This window comes from Enterobacter sp. DVT3837 (assembly GCF_056238685.1).
Window position 1 is genome coordinate 26,979 of record NZ_JBWDLA010000002.1, and the last position, 17,283, is coordinate 44,261.

General features: G+C 46.5%; 16 protein-coding genes. 7 read left to right on the forward strand and 9 right to left on the reverse strand.

The window, feature by feature from the left end; translation table 11 throughout:
- Positions 1-48: 48 nt before the first annotated feature.
- Together AC0XWG_RS15055 and AC0XWG_RS15060 are read left to right on the forward strand one after the other, a co-directional pair.
- Positions 49-1,803, forward strand: coding sequence for a ThiF family adenylyltransferase (locus tag AC0XWG_RS15055; protein WP_158656813.1), 1,755 nt, complete (start codon positions 49-51; stop codon positions 1,801-1,803).
- The gene (locus tag AC0XWG_RS15060) at positions 1,778-2,242 is read left to right on the forward strand and encodes a M67 family metallopeptidase (protein WP_045268795.1); all 465 of its coding nucleotides are present in this window, start codon (positions 1,778-1,780) and stop codon (positions 2,240-2,242) included. Before AC0XWG_RS15055 ends, AC0XWG_RS15060 begins: the two co-directional genes overlap by 26 nt.
- A 510-nt stretch (positions 2,243-2,752) precedes the next feature.
- Here the strand turns inward: AC0XWG_RS15060 and AC0XWG_RS15065 are convergent.
- The 3 genes from AC0XWG_RS15065 to AC0XWG_RS15075 all read right to left on the reverse strand — a co-directional run bounded on the left by AC0XWG_RS15065 (position 2,753) and on the right by AC0XWG_RS15075 (position 4,729).
- The gene (locus tag AC0XWG_RS15065; protein WP_086812946.1) at positions 2,753-3,418 is read right to left on the reverse strand and encodes a hypothetical protein; all 666 of its coding nucleotides are present in this window, start codon (positions 3,416-3,418) and stop codon (positions 2,753-2,755) included.
- Complete coding sequence (locus AC0XWG_RS15070; protein ID WP_095451861.1) at positions 3,415-3,687, reverse strand: hypothetical protein; 273 nt, start codon at positions 3,685-3,687, stop codon at positions 3,415-3,417. The genes AC0XWG_RS15065 and AC0XWG_RS15070 overlap by 4 nt, the downstream gene beginning before the upstream one ends.
- 382 nt (positions 3,688-4,069) lie before the next feature.
- A complete protein-coding gene (locus tag AC0XWG_RS15075) occupies positions 4,070-4,729 on the reverse strand; it encodes a recombinase family protein (RefSeq protein ID WP_045268793.1) in 660 nt (219 codons plus the stop codon).
- Positions 4,730-5,085: 356 nt separating this feature from the next.
- On the opposite strand from AC0XWG_RS15075, the gene AC0XWG_RS15080 reads away from it, so the two are divergent.
- Positions 5,086-6,453, forward strand: coding sequence for an ApeA N-terminal domain 1-containing protein (locus AC0XWG_RS15080; RefSeq protein ID WP_086812948.1), 1,368 nt, complete (start codon positions 5,086-5,088; stop codon positions 6,451-6,453).
- A gap of 197 nt (positions 6,454-6,650) precedes the next feature.
- On the opposite strand, the gene AC0XWG_RS15085 is transcribed toward AC0XWG_RS15080, so the two are convergent.
- The 4 genes from AC0XWG_RS15085 to AC0XWG_RS15100 form a co-directional block, all read right to left on the reverse strand.
- Positions 6,651-7,232 carry a hypothetical protein gene (locus AC0XWG_RS15085; protein WP_086813121.1) on the reverse strand — a complete coding sequence of 194 codons (582 nt, stop codon included), beginning with the start codon at positions 7,230-7,232 and terminating at the stop codon, positions 6,651-6,653.
- The gene (locus tag AC0XWG_RS15090) at positions 7,216-7,584 is read right to left on the reverse strand and encodes a hypothetical protein (RefSeq protein ID WP_475680783.1); all 369 of its coding nucleotides are present in this window, start codon (positions 7,582-7,584) and stop codon (positions 7,216-7,218) included. Before AC0XWG_RS15090 ends, AC0XWG_RS15085 begins: the two co-directional genes overlap by 17 nt.
- Positions 7,574-8,335 (reverse strand): lysozyme inhibitor LprI family protein, encoded by a 762-nt coding sequence (locus AC0XWG_RS15095; protein WP_191979505.1) that lies wholly within the window; start codon positions 8,333-8,335, stop codon positions 7,574-7,576. The genes AC0XWG_RS15090 and AC0XWG_RS15095 overlap by 11 nt, the downstream gene beginning before the upstream one ends.
- A 511-nt stretch (positions 8,336-8,846) precedes the next feature.
- The gene (locus AC0XWG_RS15100; RefSeq protein WP_095451859.1) at positions 8,847-10,763 is read right to left on the reverse strand and encodes a recombinase family protein; all 1,917 of its coding nucleotides are present in this window, start codon (positions 10,761-10,763) and stop codon (positions 8,847-8,849) included.
- A gap of 80 nt (positions 10,764-10,843) precedes the next feature.
- Between AC0XWG_RS15100 and AC0XWG_RS15105 the strand changes: the two genes are divergently transcribed.
- On the forward strand, positions 10,844-11,029 hold the full coding sequence (locus AC0XWG_RS15105) for a Fe-S-cluster oxidoreductase (protein ID WP_475680784.1): 186 nt from the start codon (positions 10,844-10,846) through the stop codon (positions 11,027-11,029).
- Here AC0XWG_RS15105 and setB read toward each other — a convergent pair.
- Positions 11,026-12,207 (reverse strand): sugar efflux transporter SetB, encoded by a 1,182-nt coding sequence (gene setB, locus AC0XWG_RS15110; RefSeq protein WP_475680785.1) that lies wholly within the window; start codon positions 12,205-12,207, stop codon positions 11,026-11,028. The two genes, AC0XWG_RS15105 and setB, sit on opposite strands and share 4 nt — an antisense overlap.
- Positions 12,208-12,568: 361 nt before the next feature.
- Between setB and fruB the strand changes: the two genes are divergently transcribed.
- From fruB to fruA, 3 genes are read left to right on the forward strand one after another with little or no spacing between them, the layout of a single operon-like run.
- A complete protein-coding gene (fruB, locus tag AC0XWG_RS15115) occupies positions 12,569-13,699 on the forward strand; it encodes a fused PTS fructose transporter subunit IIA/HPr protein (RefSeq protein WP_128347503.1) in 1,131 nt (376 codons plus the stop codon).
- A complete protein-coding gene (gene fruK / locus AC0XWG_RS15120; RefSeq protein WP_014170919.1) occupies positions 13,699-14,637 on the forward strand; it encodes a 1-phosphofructokinase in 939 nt (312 codons plus the stop codon). Before fruB ends, fruK begins: the two co-directional genes overlap by 1 nt.
- Before the next feature lie 16 nt (positions 14,638-14,653).
- Positions 14,654-16,339, forward strand: coding sequence for a PTS fructose transporter subunit IIBC (gene fruA, locus AC0XWG_RS15125; RefSeq protein ID WP_128347433.1), 1,686 nt, complete (start codon positions 14,654-14,656; stop codon positions 16,337-16,339).
- 46 nt (positions 16,340-16,385) lie between these two features.
- On the opposite strand, the gene nfo is transcribed toward fruA, so the two are convergent.
- The gene (gene nfo, locus AC0XWG_RS15130) at positions 16,386-17,243 is read right to left on the reverse strand and encodes a deoxyribonuclease IV (protein WP_028016301.1); all 858 of its coding nucleotides are present in this window, start codon (positions 17,241-17,243) and stop codon (positions 16,386-16,388) included.
- Positions 17,244-17,283 lie beyond the last annotated feature (40 nt).

Consider the following 17,283-nt stretch of genomic DNA (forward strand, 5'->3'; position numbering starts at 1 on the left):
TCCCGTACAACCTAACAAATCATCGGGATTTGCCTGATGAAGTGGGCTATGGACGATCCCGTGCGTTTCCTGAGGGAGAAGGATGAACTCACGCATCTTGAAACCGAGACAGGTTGGCTAAGCACAGCTTGGCGTATATCTGAAGAGGGCTCGATTACCGTTGATATCGACATGTATATCCATGGACGATTGTTTGCAGGGGAGATGACATATCCGGATGCGTTCCCGGATTCTCCGCCCTATATACGTCCGCGAGATAAATCAGAGCGGTGGACTAGTCATCAATATGGCGTGGGTGGCTCACTGTGCTTGCAGTGGCGGGCAGATAACTGGCATAGCAATGTGACTGGTGCAGATATGGTACGCAGTGCATACGAGTTGCTAAGTACTGAACAGCATCCTGAGTTACCTCATTCTGTTCCCTCTGCGCATCGCTTGACAGAGGGGCAGAACCTTAATTTTATATTTCGACGTTATGTCCCTACCTCCGAAGTTGAACATATATTAACTGTGCTCCCACTTCCGTCCAGAACCCGAATATCATCTTCAACGGTGTATAACGAAGGGTCGGCGGTAATGTTCATAGCAAGAGTCGCTGACGCACAGGATGAACTGCGAAATGTTTCCGATATCCCTCAAGGGCTCATCGATTTTGTTAGTATTTTGTCATTATCTTATGAGGGTTGGGTCTTTAGAAGCGACTACTTTAGCCAGAGGCAATCCTTAGATTCCGTAGAAGCATTAATCCAGATGTTGATGATGGCCGGTTTTAACACCGATGATGTTCTGGTTAAGGAAGGGGATAAGTACAAGGCTAAGACGATCATATTACTAGGCAAAGAGTGGACATCACTGCGAGTATTCCTGATAGATTCTGGGGAGCAACCAGTGCTGCGGGAACATCGAGTTGTCAGCTCTCCGAACTCAGCCTTAAGGCTTTCGGAAGAATCACAGAAGTTGAGTAAGGTCCGCATAGGAATTGTTGGGCTGGGATCCGTAGGCAGCAAACTTGCGATTTCACTTGCTCGTTCAGGTGTTAGACAGTTCTTATTAGTCGATGACGATTATCTCACGCCGGGCAACTTGGTGCGTCATGAGTTGGGGTGGGCCCAAGTGGGAGCGCATAAGGCATGGGCTGTAAGCAATACTTTAGCGCTTATAGCGGCTGGAGTGAAAGTGGATGTAAAGATTATTCGTCTTGCGGGGCAAGAGTCGGCGGTGACAGCAGCAGCTGCACTAAAAGATCTGTCTAATTGCGATTTGTTGATCGACGCCACAGCTAATCCAGAAGTCTTTTTGTTGTTAGCAGCGACTGCCCGGCGAAATAGAATACCTATGTGCTGGGGGGAGATATTCGCAGGTGGTTACGGAGGCATGATCGCGCGAGCACGCCCCAAACACGACCCAAATCCATTAGCTGTGCGTGACGCTTACCATTCTTATCTCTCAACCCTCCCCGAAGCACCTTTTAAGAATATGGCTAGTTACGATGGGAGTGATGAACAACCACTTATTGCATACGACAGCGACGTGGGGTTTATTACCACTGCACTGACACGGCTGGCTGTGGATACTGCTTTATGCAGAGAGCCAAGCGAATTCCCGTATTCTTTGTACTTGCTTGGTATGCGTCGTGAATGGATTTTCGAGGAGCCGTTTGACACACGGCCAGTTGAAATAAGTGGAGAGGGCTGGGAACGTGACGAAAATGCTGTGAGGGATGAAGATAGGGTCGAAGTTGCAAAGGTATTGATAAATATGTATGAAGGAAAACAAAGTGCTAACTCTGATTCTACCGACTAAGCAACATAATTTAATGAAGGCAGCGCTCCGAAAAGCTGGTCAACGTGAAGTCGGCGGTATTCTTATGGGTGAAAATATCGGGAATAATGTTTTCATCGTTCGTGAAATAACCATACATCGTCATGGTACGTTTGCATCCTTTATCAGACGTATTGAGGATGCTATTGGTGGGCTCCGTGCTTTTTTTAAAGAAACTGGATACGATTATGTACGCTTCAATTATATCGGTGAATGGCACTCACACCCTTCATTTGAGCCATATCCAAGCAGAAAAGACGATCTGTCTATGTTACAGATCGTAAAGGATGAAACTGTCGGAGCGAATTTTGTAGCTTTGTTGATTACCAAGCTTGGACCTGGCGGAGAGATGATTTCAACAGTCCATACATACCTTCCTGATGGTTCGAAGATTCCATCAACTTTTAAGATTGAGACGTGATTTAGGTAGGTGGAAGAAATGTTAACTTGTCTAATCACAACGGATAATATTGACTCTTCTTAGCTATTGTTTATATTTTCCCATTTTTTTTCGGTGGTCGCATATTATTATAACGATAGCAAAACTTTCTGTCATAAAACATTTCGATATGATAAAAAATACCACTACAGGCTACTTCCCGTGTCCCACGAATCTTTTTCTTTATCCGTTCTGGCTTAAGCAACAGGAAAAAAACTTTCTCCATCTACGTAGTCGTGACAGTACCCACGGCGACTCATAAGGCCCCTCAGTCCTTGTGGTTTCAGGAATGACTATCACTCGTGTCTCGTTCACTGACAACCTTGATCAGAACAAACCTGGATCTGTTTTTGAGGATTAGCACTAAATGAAAGTACATTGCCTGAAGTATTTAAATGTTTTAGGTTGAAGATAGAAGGAGGTAGTTAGCCTCCTTTTTTGAATTTGTGGGGTAGTAAAAACCAAATCTGAGCAGAATTAAAAAAGAGAGAGTTATTTTTTAACGGAAACTTTACGTTGCACATTTTCTGCTTCCTGATACGATGCTATCCCTTTACAGTCACGAGTGACGAGTCTTAAAGTTATCTCTCCGTGTGTTGGTGTATTAGTCCAATATGTTCCGTTCAAAGATAATTGATCTCCCGCTAACTTTAATTCCCCTGCACCGCTTGTTATTGAATGCGCGCCTGAAAAAATTTTCCTTAGTTCAAACATATAGCAAAGCCTAGTCACGTCTGTTTTAGAGCTTCTTAAAAGAGCTTCAAGTCGGGATTCTCCTTCCTGTCTTTCGGTAAAAGATTGAATAGATAGAGTTAGATAGGTTTGCCGTATCACGAAAAAAATAGGAATGACCAATCGGTTTCCGTCAACAGCACCGTAGTCTGACCTTAGCTCTCCAACCCAAACACCATGTACGAGAGGTCGATTCATCCATTTGGCTAGATGCCGCCACCGCCAGGCTAATTTTGAGAATACCCCGAAGAATAAAACACAAAGACCAAGCGATGTGCTGAATGCCTTCCATGCAGCAGAGGGTATTGGTTGCTGGAAGTAATACCATTGTATAAGAAAAATTAGCAAGCCCAGTATCCCCATTAGCCAGCCAAATACTTTTAGTAGGCGTTCAAACTCGGCGGTAGTTAGACTAAGGTTATTCATTGGATCTCACCAATTGTATCTTCAAAACCATTTTTATAAATGTGTATATATCCTTCTGCGGATATTACAGCAGCAGCTTCCACTTGCGGTAAGGTTGATATTAGTTTAGCTGTCATCTGACGAGCGCCTTGCGGCCAAACAGCTAATGGGTTGGCAAGAGCAACATCGAGAGGAGGAGATACAAATTGCGCAATATGAGTGAGATCTCCACTTTTTGCCTCAATGAGGTGAAAACCATCATGCATACTGCTTCCGCGAGTTGCCAACATTGCAAGAACCTTAAAGACGTCGTCTGTACCCGAAATGGGTAAGCCTTTATCTGCATTAAGGCGCGACCCTAAAGGAACTACAGGCAAGTTCTCGATAGTTCGATAAGCAATAACCCCAATTCCTACAAAATCGGTAGACCTTTGTGCTACTAGTCTAGTTAGAAGTTGATGAAGCCATAATTTGTTTATAAGTCTACCCTCGCCAGTTAAGCATCTGCATGTGTGCAAGATCCTACCATCAAACAATTTTTGCATGGAAGGGGTTTATTCACATTAAGGTCTTTGAAACTAATCCCCATTGATCAAGGCAATACAATATACGTAATGCTCCACTAATTGTGAGAAGAATTCCGAACTTTCGCATCGCGCTCAAAGCGTATGATCAGATTCTATTGCATTCTATTTGCTGAAAATTATCAGTTCCAGTCCGATCTAATAACTCTTTCTTGATGCGGTAAAAGGTTGCACGGCTTATATCTGCCGCCTTCATTATGTGGGCTGGTTTAACGTTTTGTGCAAGCATCTCGCGAACGGTCTCACGGGCCTCCATATCTTTTTCTTTCCCCGTATACAAACCTGCCTGTTTTGCTCTTGCGATACCCTGCGCCTGGCGTTTACGACGAGTTTCATAATCTTGTCGTGCCATTGTTGCCAGGATATCGATTAGCATGGCATTGACTGCCCTAAGAATGCCACTGGTAAGGTCGTTATCGGACATTTCAACCATTTGCCAACTTGTTGGTAAGTCCATTGATACGATCACCAGCCCTTTCCCGTTCAACGTAGCTTTGAGTTCAGCCCATTCTTCATGTTTAAGACGGCTTAGACGGTCAATCGCTTCAATCAGAAGTAGATCGCCGGGTTGTGCTTGTTCAAGAAGATGCATTAGTTCCACACGCTCCAGCTTCGCACCGCTGGCATTCTCAATGTACTCTCCGGCTACTTGCCAGTTTTTGCTTTGCGCGAATTCGCGCAGGCTTACTAATGCACGATCAGCATGTTGGCCTTCGGTAGATGCACGGCAATAGATACGGACATTCATCATGAATTCTCTTTTAAATACCTAATCGATACCCATATGATACAGTGCGTATTATTATTGTCAATAGAGTCTAATTTAACCCTATTGATACTTTGTATCATGGTCTTAATCAGCTATACCCTATTGATATCTTGTGCTCATGAGCAACTTCTGTTTGAATCTTGGCTAAAATAGCCAATGGGATACAACATGAGCAAGATGATTCATAAAGTCTAATCAATATTGGGATGCTGTCTTCTGTGTGTAGTAGCGGGTTTATTCTCACTAAAACCATCAAAGTGATGATCTTTACGTGCTATTGTTATAAACATAATCTAACGAGTTTAAAGTTTGATGCATGAACAGGATGAATGATTATGGATGAGATTGATTATTATACAGATAATGTCAATGAGTGTCTTACAGGGTATGTAACAATAGATGGAGGTAATTATGTTTCAGAATTGTCAATAGATGATGATGGAATAGAAATTCGATTGCTTGATTTTAATAGTAAAATGAATCGTGCATACTCAGAAGTTATGGCATTGAATTCAATTTTGTTTCAGAAAGGCACTCGCTATTATCTTTTGTTTGGTTTGGAATTACATGAAAGCTCTTTTATGAGAATGGGGGTTGATGGAAGATTCAATACTTATACATTCTCCGCTCAGGGTTTCTTATATTCAAAATCAAGGGTGAATACTAACTCTTTATTTACCAGTGTAAGCATTCATGGAGAAAATATAAAAAAATGGTCTGGCAGTACTCGTAAGTTAGATAAAATAATAGAATGTGGGCTTGGGTTTTCAAATAAATTACCTAATGATGATGATTGTGTTGAGTTTGAGAAAAATATAGACGGACTCGGAAAGATTGGATTGTATTATTCATATCGATACGGTGGCTTAAGTGGTTTGCATACAGTAGGAATGGACGTTGAACCTCATGTTACGGTTTCCTTTGAAAAGCCTGTTGGACTTGATAGGTTAATCGAAAACTATATTGATTTATATATGATATTAAGGTTCTTCATTGGTGGTTCGCTAATGATATCAAATATTAAAACTAATAGTGTTTCTAACTATGGGCGAGAAAACATTCAGATTTACATAAAAGAAAAAAAAGAAGATCATAAAACTATCAATACTGGCATGTTTTTAACCTATTCGACTATATATCACGATGACTCAGAGAAAAATTTTCCTGATTCTGTTTGGGAGGGATATTTTAATCCTGAAAACCACGAGATCAAAGAACTCGTTAAAAAATATGTGACTTACTCCATGGTTCACAGCAATGAAGAAAAGTTTCTTGGTTTTTATAGGATGATTGAATCCATGACGATAAGAAAATCATGTTATGTCGATGAAGCGTTATTATCAAAATTGTTGAATAGATCAAGGTGTTTATTAGCCAAGAAATTTCCAGGCGCACCACTTGGTGATTTCATTCGTGCGATAAAGAGAACAAATAAGAGTAAGCACAATACTGAAAGTTGCATCCATCATTTTATAAAAAGCCTTCCTGAATCGGTTGTTATTAAGTTAGATCTTAAAAAAATAAGTATCAATGAAGTATGTAAGTCGCGAAATCAAATTATACACCAGCCATTGTTTTCAGAAACACCAAGCAAAATCTATAAACATATGCAGGCTACGGAGATACTTACAAAACTGGCACTATTGATTAGGCTTGGCGTTCCTATGCAAAAGATAGAAGAAATAATTTGTTATCATCGATAAGTGGTGAATATAGCCAATGAACACATACTCACTAAAATTAAGATTTTTGATTCTGGGATTTTCTATTTTATACTAAAATTTTACAGGGTTGGCAGAGACTTCTTTTTAGCTGTTTGCAAAACTTATCTAGGGAGGAGTATATGCCACCTTCTATGAAGGTGGATTTCTACTATTTATAATATTAAACGACAAAAATGCTACTTATGACAAATTTCCCGATCATAAATTCCGCCATTTAAAGCCAGCATTTGCCTCTTCTTCTTTGAAACCATTTTTGTCATGATTTGCGAATCATCGAAGAAAATGCCCCCAAATGTTCCTGGTCGTGCATTCCAGCCAGAAATAATCACTGTATCGCCCACGTTTAATGCTGCTACAGTATTGTTATTGTATTCCGTATTTTCGAAAAAGAACTTCAAGCCTTCACTTGAATCAGGGATGTGTAACGTTACTAACGGATTTTTACTGAAGGTGGCTGCGCTAATCTTTTTTATTTTTCCTGTAACCATCAATCGGCACTTTTTGAAGTCATTTGTTGCTCTGAACTCATGTTCCTGAAATCGTGCATAAACTTCTTCGGTTGTATAGAGTCTTGGAAGTATATCGATTATAGATGGCTTTGTTGATTGTTCGTTTTGTTGTAAAGATGCTGAACCTCCGTTCGAGAAATGTATTGATTCAGATGTTCTGGCTTGGCTGGGTGTTATTGCTATTCCGTTCAATATATAAAGTCCGAAGAAGGCAACAATTTTCGTTGACTTTTTAAATTTTGAGATCATTTTGTTTCTCCATAACTTCTATCTTAACAATACGCTCTCCATTACGATATATTTTCAGCTTGTCAGGCGGGGACTTCACTGCATTACGGATTTCGTTCATTGTATCTTTCGATAACATATCGCAGCCTTCCATATACATAACCCTTCGGGTATCGGTATCTGGTATGTTAGTGAAGCTGCTACTGACCCATAAATCGGGTATTTCAATTCCATGTATCAGCTTCATATACACAACGATGAAAGCATCTGTCAGGTGAAACCGTCCAACCGTGTATTTTCCGGTATAGTTATTACCAGAAGACGAAGCTACCCAATCGTTTTTTAAAACCAAAGTCAGTGCATCATTTTCCATTTTCAGACTCCAGTTCACGAATGCGATTGTTCGTCATGTCGGTAAGACATTTCTGTTCATTATTGCAGCCGGATTTGTGCTTTATCCATTCTCTTTGAGAAGGAAGCAATCGTTTTCGGGTTTCAGGGCTAAGGCTTTTCCAGACCGAATTAAGTTTCTCATCGCTTGCTTTATAACTGTGTGTATCGACGTTTGAGGTTACTGCATTGTTTTTGGGAGCTTCGCTACCGCTGCTATAGAAAACGGGTGCACGTACTCCCTGAGCGTAGTCTTTAGCTGCTTTTTCCCACAGGCCTTTCCCATTGGCAGTCAACATTTTTCCGAACTCTGTGGTGTCGAAACTGTAATTGCGGATATCGCCATTGAAATCCAGCTTCACGTTAACGGCTGTTGACTTCGAAATGCCAGTCAAGAAATCACCAGCTTCGGACCCGAAGGAACAAGCGACTTCTTTAGTATCACTGACATTAGGGCGTAACCCGTGCATCGTGAATCTACCGTTATCAGTTGTAGCAGTGATATCTACCAGCGGAACGATTGATGAGGATTGCTTTGTCATCGCGAAGCATATCCCCTTCAGATTTACATCCCTGTCCATCCCGAGAAACATCAGGGCGTTTTTGTCGCTGCTTGCGACACCTGCTGATTTTGCCTCTGGCAAGAAATAGACGGTACTGGAGGCGGTGGTTATACCTGAAACGAAAACAACACCTGACGCCATGATTTTTAAGGTTTTTATAAGGATAGTCATTCTGGATGCCTTCTATCGTTCTCACTCCATCGTGGACAGAGTATTCATTCCATGAGTCTTGTTTACGAGAAACACCAACCGAAGAATCATGATCTTACATTGATCTATGAAATCTATCAATATTGCAAAATTGATCTATAAAAACGATCAATTGACATGAGAGGAAGAGAGAGGATTGTTACTAAGTCGATTGTATTTACAGGGTTTTTGTATGGTTCATATGCTTGATGCTAATGTGGGGCGGGGCTGCGCTTAGTATTGAATACTGCGATTGAAAGACATAACCATCTACTTTGTGCGGGTTTTCCGGCAACCATAGAGGTGTTTCGATAAGAAGCGGTGCAACTCGCACAGTTCGTATACATAATGAATACGATGTAATTTGAACCCTTGCTCTAAAACGCTCGGTATCAAGTTTTACGGGGCTTTGGTATGGAATGGTATCTGGGGGACGGTTTGGTTGCTTTCCCCTTGTCAGGTAGGCAAGGGGGAGAGTGATTTAGCGTGTTATTTACTGTGAAAGTTTCTCTAAGTCTTCCAGTGAGTTAATCTCGTACTTAATGCCGTTGACAGTTGCATATGATTTGCTCGTAATGCCATCTACCCTGATAGCTATTCCACTGTCTTCGTCTCGGGTTACGCCATCCTCGAGCTCGGTTATAAATGTCGGGTTTAGAATGCTGACTTCGTGTTTGTCTTTAATATGCTGCGCAAATTTTTCAGGTGAAATCAGTTCATCAATGAAGGAGTGCAACACAAGTCCCTGCATTTTTAGTAAGTCATGATCGTTTACTGTTTGTGCCTCTACATACGAAATACCAGGTGATCTGTTGCGATTAAACTTAATCACTATTCTCTGCTTTGTTTCGTCGGCGAAGGTCACTTCAAAATGACTGTGCCGACCATCAATGTCATAACAATCAATACGTTTGATAGCTTGCTTTACCTTCAGTCTAATCCGCTTACGCTCAGGATTCTTTGTGTCGTGAACATCGAAATGTCGGAATTGATCCCAGCCAGTAGTTTGAATTTCTGAACGGCTGATTTTGTACTGTTGAAATTCTTTCTCAAGCGTAATTTTTTTTTGTTTATTGGCATTAATCTGATCTGCCAATTCTTCGATGTTGTCTGTCAAAGTTGCTAGTTTTAGCAGCTTCTTAACAGCTTCAGATGCCTTTTCAATCTCAGATTCGTACCATGCTGTTTTATCCTCTTGGTGGTTGTTCCAGACGTGATCAGCGATTAGTTGTAAAACAGTGTGCTCAAGTTGGTATGACGTAAACCCTTTTTTACCGCAAGGTTTACCCTGAACGATTTTTGAACCACATATATATCGGTACTTGTTTTCACTTGAACCAGATTTGAACATGAAAGATCCACATTTACCGCAAAAAAGAATACCGATACCTGAGAGTAGCGGTATTTCAGGTTCAGGATTACCTCCTGGATATGTTGATGAACTACGAGTGACAGCACGATGTCGATCTAACTTCGAAAGTGTCAAGTAGTCTACTTCCGACATAAGTGCTGGATAGTAATCCGGAATAATGAATGTTTCTTTCAACGGTTCATCTGATTCGGAATCGTATATGATAGCACCTGATTCATCGCGTTTATCCAGTGTGAAGATTTTTTGTCCGTGAACAGTGGGATTCAAAAAGGTTCTGATCAAATGTTTGCCCCATTGCTTTGTTTTGGGTGTCAGCGCTTGACCTGTCTTGTCTTTATAAACCCTCTTTTTAGGGGCAGTGTAGTGTTCGTTAAGATATCGTTGGATTCCAAGAAGAGTTTCACCGTTTTGTTTCAGTTCTATAATCTTCTGCGCTGCTGAAAAATACATTGGGTGTGGGGTAACGTATCCTGATTTTGTATCTACCCACCACACATTCTGACCCACTGATTCTATTGCTTTTGCTGGCGTTCCCGCTTTTCTTGTCAGGTTGTACCGTATCAGCGAACGGGCTTGGGCTTCAACCCGATTCTTTTTTGTCAACGATTCGTCGTGGGCGCGTGTGAACATCAACAATGAAATGATTAAATCGGTTGGATTATTCTTTACGTCCGCGTACTTATAGACCTTTTCATCCATACCAGTAACAACAACTATCCCCTTGCTAAGTATGCTCTTGAATATATCCAAAGCGGTCCAAGCATCATCACGGCTAATGCGGTCAAGGTTTTCGACTACGAGCCACGAACCAACAGGAACTTTAACCCCAATCTGCTTGATGAACTCCGAAAGCTTCCCTTCATGAGCATTTCTTCCTTTGAACGCGGACATGCCGAGATCATGGAAAGCCGTTGTATCAAGTTCGAGATTATAACGGGCCGCAATTTTTAGAGCGGTATCTTGCTGACGCTCCAGGGAGTTACCTTCCCGTTGTTTCACAGATGAAAAACGCACGTACGAATACAGCTTTGGTTTCATTAAGTGTGATTCCCTTCGGATGGTCTTGATTGATCAGATGCTAACAGCAGGAATGTGAATTTTAAATAGTGAATAATTATATGTTAGGCAAGCCTGCCAATACCCGCTGCGTTCAGCTCTCTGAAACTAACCTGTGTATGATCTTTGGTTCGCCCCTGCGCCCGAAGGTTTGCTCCGGACTTCAGCCAACAGCCGAAATGTGTGGCAGCACGCGAGCGCAGGCGATGACGTATCTGCTCGAGCTGGAATCGCTCACCGCGCCTTAAACGTCTTTAATCCTCGCCAGACAGCCAATCGTCAGCGTGCACATCACCAGCGCAATCCAGAACACCGTGTGATAGTTCCAGATTTCTGCGACGACCCCCGCCATTGAGCCTGCGATAATCCAGCCCACACGGGTGGTATTAGTATAAAGGGTGGTGGCCGAGCCTGCCTGACCTGGCATCAGATCCTGGAAATAGAGCATGCCAATCCCGGCCAGAATGCCGATATAGATAGCGTTCAGCAGCTGTAAAGCCAGCAACAACCCCGGCGTATGTACCGTCAGCATACCGATATAGAAAAGCAGACCGGCGACAGCGGCGATACGCATCAGAAAACGCTTGCCGAAGCGCTTTGCGTAATAGCCTGCGATGAGCATCGTCGGGATCTCAAGCCCGGCCGCTGTTCCCATCATGATACCTGCCAGCTTCTCTGGCAGATGCAGTTCATCAATAATAAACAGCGGCATATTGATGATATACAGGCTGTTAGTGCCCCACATCAGGGTGCAGATAACAAACAGAAGCAGGGCATCGCGGCGGTTGCGGCGCGGGGCTTCCAGCGTGCCCGTCGCCACTTTGGGCTCTTTGCGCATCGACGGCAGAAAGAACCACACCAGCGCGCCACATACCACAAATGCGACAGCCGCACTCAGGTACATCACCGTAAAACCAAACCCCATCGCCAGCGCGTAAGCCAGCGGGGGGCCGATCACCCATGCCAGTGACACCTGAGCACGCATTACCGAGCTGAACATCACCGCTTCACGCCCGGTATGGTCGGCGTGCTCGCGGGCAAGTGCGAACATCTGCGGGTTAGCCGTCGAACCAAAGCTGCTCAGAAATACCCCGATGAACAGCAAAATGAAATAGTTGCGGTTCCATGCAAACAGAACGCAGGCGAGCATCCCAAGCAGACAGCAAAAGACAATCAGGCTTTTACGATCGCCTTTTCTGTCGGATCGGCCCGCCAGAAACTGACTCACCAGAATGCCGATGATGGCGCTTCCGGTAAAAAAGAAGCCCACCATGGCCGGACGAGCGTGAACCTCATTGGTCAGAAATAAGCTCAGCGTCGGCGTCTGTAACGCACCGGCAGTACCCGTAAAAAAGGCAACAATCAGGAACGCCGCTGAAGTCAAATCAAAGGGCTTTGGCGAGGTGGCCGCGGGGGTGTTATGCATGTTTTATAATTAACGAGTGACAGAGAGAGGCGGAGTTTACGCTGGCACTCATTAAATAAACAGAGGGTGCGGTCAATGATGCCACGAAAAATCAAAATGGCATTTCAACTTATAGAAGGTTTGGCTGACCTTAGCTGAAACTGACTTGCTGAACTTCAGCAATATTCAGCTGAACGAAGAAGAAATGTGCTGTATCTCTAAATTCTGAGATCAGAAATACGAGTTTACTTGCAAGGCATTGCAGAAAGCGCAAGACTTTTTGAAACGTTTCAGCGCTATCTTGTTTAAGCAAACGGAGCAGGCTAGCGCATTTTTTCTCATTAAAGCTGAAACGATTCAATTTCAGCAGGAGTGGAGAACCATGTTCCAGTTATCTGTTCAGGATATCCACCCGGGCGCACAGGCCGGGGATAAAGAAGAGGCCATTCGCCAGGTTGCCGCTGCCCTTGTGCAGGCAGGTAACGTCGCGGACGGCTATGTAAATGGCATGCTGGCGCGTGAGCAGCAGACCTCAACCTTCCTCGGCAATGGCATTGCTATTCCGCACGGCACAACCGACACCCGCGACCAGGTGTTGAAAACCGGGGTGAAGGTTTATCAGTTCCCGCAGGGCGTGCTCTGGGGTGACGGTCAGGTGGCGTATGTGGCCATCGGTATCGCGGCCAGCAGCGACGAACACTTAGGCCTGCTGCGTCAGCTGACCCACGTACTGAGCGATGATTCCGTTGCTGAACAGCTGAAGTCAGCAACGACTGCTGAAGAGCTGCGCGCCTTGCTGATGGGCGAAAAACAGAGTGAAGCGCTGAAACTGGATAATGAAACGCTGACGCTGGATGTAGCCGCCTCCGATCTGGTGACACTCCAGGCGCTGAATGCCGGTCGCCTGAAAGAAGCCGGTGCGGCAGATGCCACATTTGTGACACGCGTAATCAATGATAAGCCGTTGAATCTCGGTCAGGGTATCTGGCTGAACGACAGTGCTGAAGGCAACCTGCGTAGCGCTATCGCCGTGAGTCGTGCGGCAAATGCGTTTGACGTCGACGGCGAGCGTGCGGCCATGCTGCTGACCGTGGCGATGAACGATGAACAGCCGGTTTCCGTGCTGAAGCGCCTGGGCGATCTGCTGCTGAATAACAAAGCTGAAAAACTGCTGAACGCAGATGCGGCGACGGTGCTGGCTCTGCTGACCAGCGATGATGCGCTGACTGACGATGTTCTTAACGCTGAATTCGTGGTGCGTAACGAACACGGCCTGCATGCCCGTCCAGGTACCATGCTGGTAAATACCATTAAACAATTTGAAAGTGAGATCACCGTGGCCAACCTTGATGGCACAGGTAAACCGGCCAACGGCCGTAGTCTGATGAAAGTTGTCGCGCTGGGCGTGAAGAAAGGTCACCGTCTGCGTTTCACCGCACAGGGTGCGGATGCTGAACAGGCGCTGAAGGCGATTGGCGACGCCATCGCGGCAGGTCTGGGGGAGGGCGCATAATGAGCAGACGTGTTGCGACTATTACGCTGAACCCGGCTTATGACCTGGTGGGGTTTTGCCCGGAGATTGAGCGCGGCGAAGTAAACCTCGTGCGTACCACTGGCCTGCATGCTGCGGGTAAAGGGATTAACGTCGCGAAAGTGCTCAAGGACCTTGGTATTGATGTCACCGTGGGTGGATTCCTAGGTAAAGATAACCAGGATGGTTTCCAGCAGCTGTTCAGCGAGCTGGGCATTGCCAACCGTTTTCAGGTTGTTCAGGGCCGCACCCGTATCAACGTCAAGCTGACGGAGAAAGACGGCGAAGTGACCGATCTGAACTTCTCTGGTTTCGAAGTGACGCCGTCAGACTGGGAGCGTTTTGTTAACGATTCTCTGACCTGGCTTGGTCAGTTCGACATGGTGTGCGTCAGCGGTAGCCTGCCGTCCGGCGTCAGTCCGGAAGCGTTTACCGACTGGATGACGCGCCTGCGCAGCCAGTGTCCATGCATTATTTTTGACAGTAGCCGTGATGCACTGGTCGCGGGACTGAAAGCGTCACCGTGGTTGGTGAAGCCTAATCGCCGCGAACTGGAGATCTGGGCCGGTCGTAAGCTACCAGAATTAAAAGATGTGATTGATGCTGCCCATGCACTGCGCGAGCAGGGTATCGCCCACGTAGTTATCTCTCTTGGTGCAGAAGGAGCGTTGTGGGTTAACGCTTCTGGCGAATGGATCGCCAAACCGCCGTCGGTCGATGTTGTTAGCACCGTCGGTGCAGGGGATTCCATGGTTGGCGGCCTGATTTATGGTCTGCTGATGCGTGAATCCAGTGAACATACTTTACGTCTTGCCACCGCCGTTGCTGCCCTGGCCGTAAGCCAGAGCAATGTCGGTATTACCGATCGTACCCAGTTAGCCGCGATGATGGCGCGCGTTGACTTAAAACCTTTTAACTAACAGCAGGAGAGGAATAATGAAAACGCTGCTGATCATTGACTCCGGTCTCGGACAGGCTCGCGCCTATATGGCGAAGACCTTGCTGGGAGCGGCGGCGAACAAAGCACATCTCGAGATGATTGATAACCCGGGCGATGCCGAACTGGTCATTGTTCTGGGCGATAAAATCCCGGCTGACAGTGCGCTTAATGGCAAAAATGTCTGGCTGGGCGATATTAATCGTGCGGTGGCACACCCGGAACTGTTCCTGAGCGAAGCGAAAGGTCATGCGTCTGTTTACAGCGCCCCTGTTGCTGCTGCACCGGTTGTAGCTTCTGGACCAAAACGCATTGTTGCGGTGACGGCCTGTCCTACAGGGGTAGCTCATACCTTTATGGCGGCTGAAGCCATTGAAACCGAAGCAAAAAAACGCGGCTGGTGGGTAAAAGTTGAAACGCGCGGTTCCGTGGGCGCCGGCAATGCCATCACCCCAGAAGAAGTGGCTGAGGCCGATCTGGTGATTGTGGCGGCAGACATCGAAGTGGATCTGGCGAAATTTGCCGGTAAGCCGATGTACCGCACTTCGACAGGTCTGGCACTGAAAAAGACCGCTCAGGAGTTTGATAAAGCGCTGGTTGAAGCGAAGCCGTATCAGGCAACGGGCACCAGTCAAAGTGCGACTGAAGGTAAGAAAGAGTCAGCAGGCGCTTATCGCCACCTGCTGACCGGTGTTTCTTACATGCTGCCGATGGTGGTTGCGGGTGGTCTGTGTATCGCGCTGTCATTCGCGTTTGGTATCACCGCATTTAAAGAGCAGGGGACGTTGGCAGCTGCATTAATGCAGATTGGTGGGGGTTCTGCGTTCGCGCTGATGGTGCCTGTGCTGGCGGGCTTTATCGCCTTCTCCATTGCTGACCGTCCGGGTCTGACGCCAGGTCTTATCGGCGGTATGTTGGCGGTGAGCACGGGCTCTGGTTTTATCGGCGGTATCATTGCCGGTTTCCTGGCCGGTTACGTCGCGAAGCTCATCAGCTCGAAGCTCAAGCTGCCACAGAGTATGGAAGCGCTGAAACCGATTCTGATCATCCCGCTGATTTCCAGCCTGGTGGTTGGTCTGGCAATGATTTACCTGATTGGTAAGCCGGTTGCGGGTATTCTGGCGGGTCTGACCCACTGGCTGCAAACCATGGGTACCGCCAATGCGGTTCTGCTGGGTGCAATCCTCGGTGGCATGATGTGTACCGACATGGGTGGCCCAGTGAACAAAGCGGCCTACGCCTTTGGTGTTGGCCTGTTGAGTACCCAGACCTACGCGCCAATGGCAGCCATCATGGCGGCAGGTATGGTGCCTCCTCTGGCTCTCGGTCTGGCGACGATTGTTGCCCGCCGTAAGTTTGACAAAGCGCAGCAGGAAGGCGGCAAGGCGGCACTGGTCCTGGGTCTGTGCTTCATCACCGAAGGGGCGATTCCGTTCGCGGCGCGCGACCCAATGCGTGTATTACCGTGCTGTATCGTGGGTGGTGCTGTGACAGGTGCAATCTCGATGGCGATTGGCGCGAAACTGATGGCTCCACACGGTGGTCTGTTTGTTCTGCTGATCCCAGGCGCTATCACCCCGGTTCTGGGGTACCTGATGGCGATTGTTGCCGGTACGCTGGTGGCGGGTCTGTCTTACGCCGTGCTGAAACGTCCGGAAGCGGAAGTGGTCGCGAAAGCAGCCTAAGTAGTAAACAACAAAAAAGCCGGGTGCAAATGCAACCCGGCTTTTTTTATGCCATTTGTTCAGCGGTCTGCTGCGCCTTCAACCAGGCAATCTCTTCTGCCCAGATATCGGGGTTGATGGTTTCAAGCACCATCGGAATGCCGTCGAAGCGGGCGTCCTGCATGATAAAGCGAAACGCATCATGACCAATATTGCCTTCGCCAAGGCTGTGGTGGCGGTCAACGCGGCTGCCAAAAGCGCTTTTCGCATCGTTTAAGTGCATTCCGCGCAGGTACTTAAAGCCAACTATGCGCTCGAACTCATCAAACGTGTTTTTCGTTGCCTCGGTTGTGCGCAGATCGTAGCCGGCCGCAAAGGCATGGCAGGTATCAATACACACGCCGACACGGTTTTTGTCCTCAACGCCGTCGATAATCGCCGCCAGATGTTCGAACTTAAAGCCGAGGTTGCTACCCTGACCGGCAGTGTTCTCAATCACCGCGGTGACACCTTTGGTTTTATCCAGCGTGATGTTAATGGATTCGGCAATGCGCGCCAGACAGGCATCTTCATCAATTTGCATCAGATGACTCCCTGGGTGGAAGTTCAGCAGCGTCAGTCCAAGCTGTTCGCAGCGCTGGACTTCATCAAGAAACGCCTCGCGGGATTTTTCCAGTGCCTCTTCAACCGGATGGCCGAGGTTGATCAGGTAGCTGTCGTGGGGAAGGATTTGGCCCGGCCCGTAATGATACTTCTCGCAGGCGGCTTTAAAATCATCAATCACGTCTGCAGTGAGCGGTGCAGCGCGCCACTGGCGCTGATTTTTGGTGAACAGGGCGAAAGCGGTCGCCTCGATTTCGGCGGCGCGAATGGCGGCATTCGCAAGGCCACCGGCAGCGCTAACGTGCGCTCCAACATATTTCATAAAGGGACTCCTGTTAACCCGAAATGCTTATGATAGCGGG

Coding starts and splice junctions, on each gene's coding strand:
- AC0XWG_RS15055 (WP_158656813.1), top strand. CDS start 49: ATGGACGATCCCGTGCGTTTCCTGAGGGAGAAGGATGAACTCACGCAT.
- AC0XWG_RS15065 (WP_086812946.1), bottom strand. CDS start 3,418: ATGAATAACCTTAGTCTAACTACCGCCGAGTTTGAACGCCTACTAAAA.
- AC0XWG_RS15070 (WP_095451861.1), bottom strand. CDS start 3,687: ATGTTGGCAACTCGCGGAAGCAGTATGCATGATGGTTTTCACCTCATT.
- AC0XWG_RS15075 (WP_045268793.1), bottom strand. CDS start 4,729: ATGAATGTCCGTATCTATTGCCGTGCATCTACCGAAGGCCAACATGCT.
- AC0XWG_RS15080 (WP_086812948.1), top strand. CDS start 5,086: ATGGATGAGATTGATTATTATACAGATAATGTCAATGAGTGTCTTACA.
- AC0XWG_RS15085 (WP_086813121.1), bottom strand. CDS start 7,232: ATGATCTCAAAATTTAAAAAGTCAACGAAAATTGTTGCCTTCTTCGGA.
- AC0XWG_RS15090 (WP_475680783.1), bottom strand. CDS start 7,584: ATGGAAAATGATGCACTGACTTTGGTTTTAAAAAACGATTGGGTAGCT.
- AC0XWG_RS15095 (WP_191979505.1), bottom strand. CDS start 8,335: ATGACTATCCTTATAAAAACCTTAAAAATCATGGCGTCAGGTGTTGTT.
- AC0XWG_RS15100 (WP_095451859.1), bottom strand. CDS start 10,763: ATGAAACCAAAGCTGTATTCGTACGTGCGTTTTTCATCTGTGAAACAA.
- AC0XWG_RS15105 (WP_475680784.1), top strand. CDS start 10,844: ATGTTAGGCAAGCCTGCCAATACCCGCTGCGTTCAGCTCTCTGAAACT.
- setB (WP_475680785.1), bottom strand. CDS start 12,207: ATGCATAACACCCCCGCGGCCACCTCGCCAAAGCCCTTTGATTTGACT.
- fruB (WP_128347503.1), top strand. CDS start 12,569: ATGTTCCAGTTATCTGTTCAGGATATCCACCCGGGCGCACAGGCCGGG.
- fruK (WP_014170919.1), top strand. CDS start 13,699: ATGAGCAGACGTGTTGCGACTATTACGCTGAACCCGGCTTATGACCTG.
- fruA (WP_128347433.1), top strand. CDS start 14,654: ATGAAAACGCTGCTGATCATTGACTCCGGTCTCGGACAGGCTCGCGCC.
- nfo (WP_028016301.1), bottom strand. CDS start 17,243: ATGAAATATGTTGGAGCGCACGTTAGCGCTGCCGGTGGCCTTGCGAAT.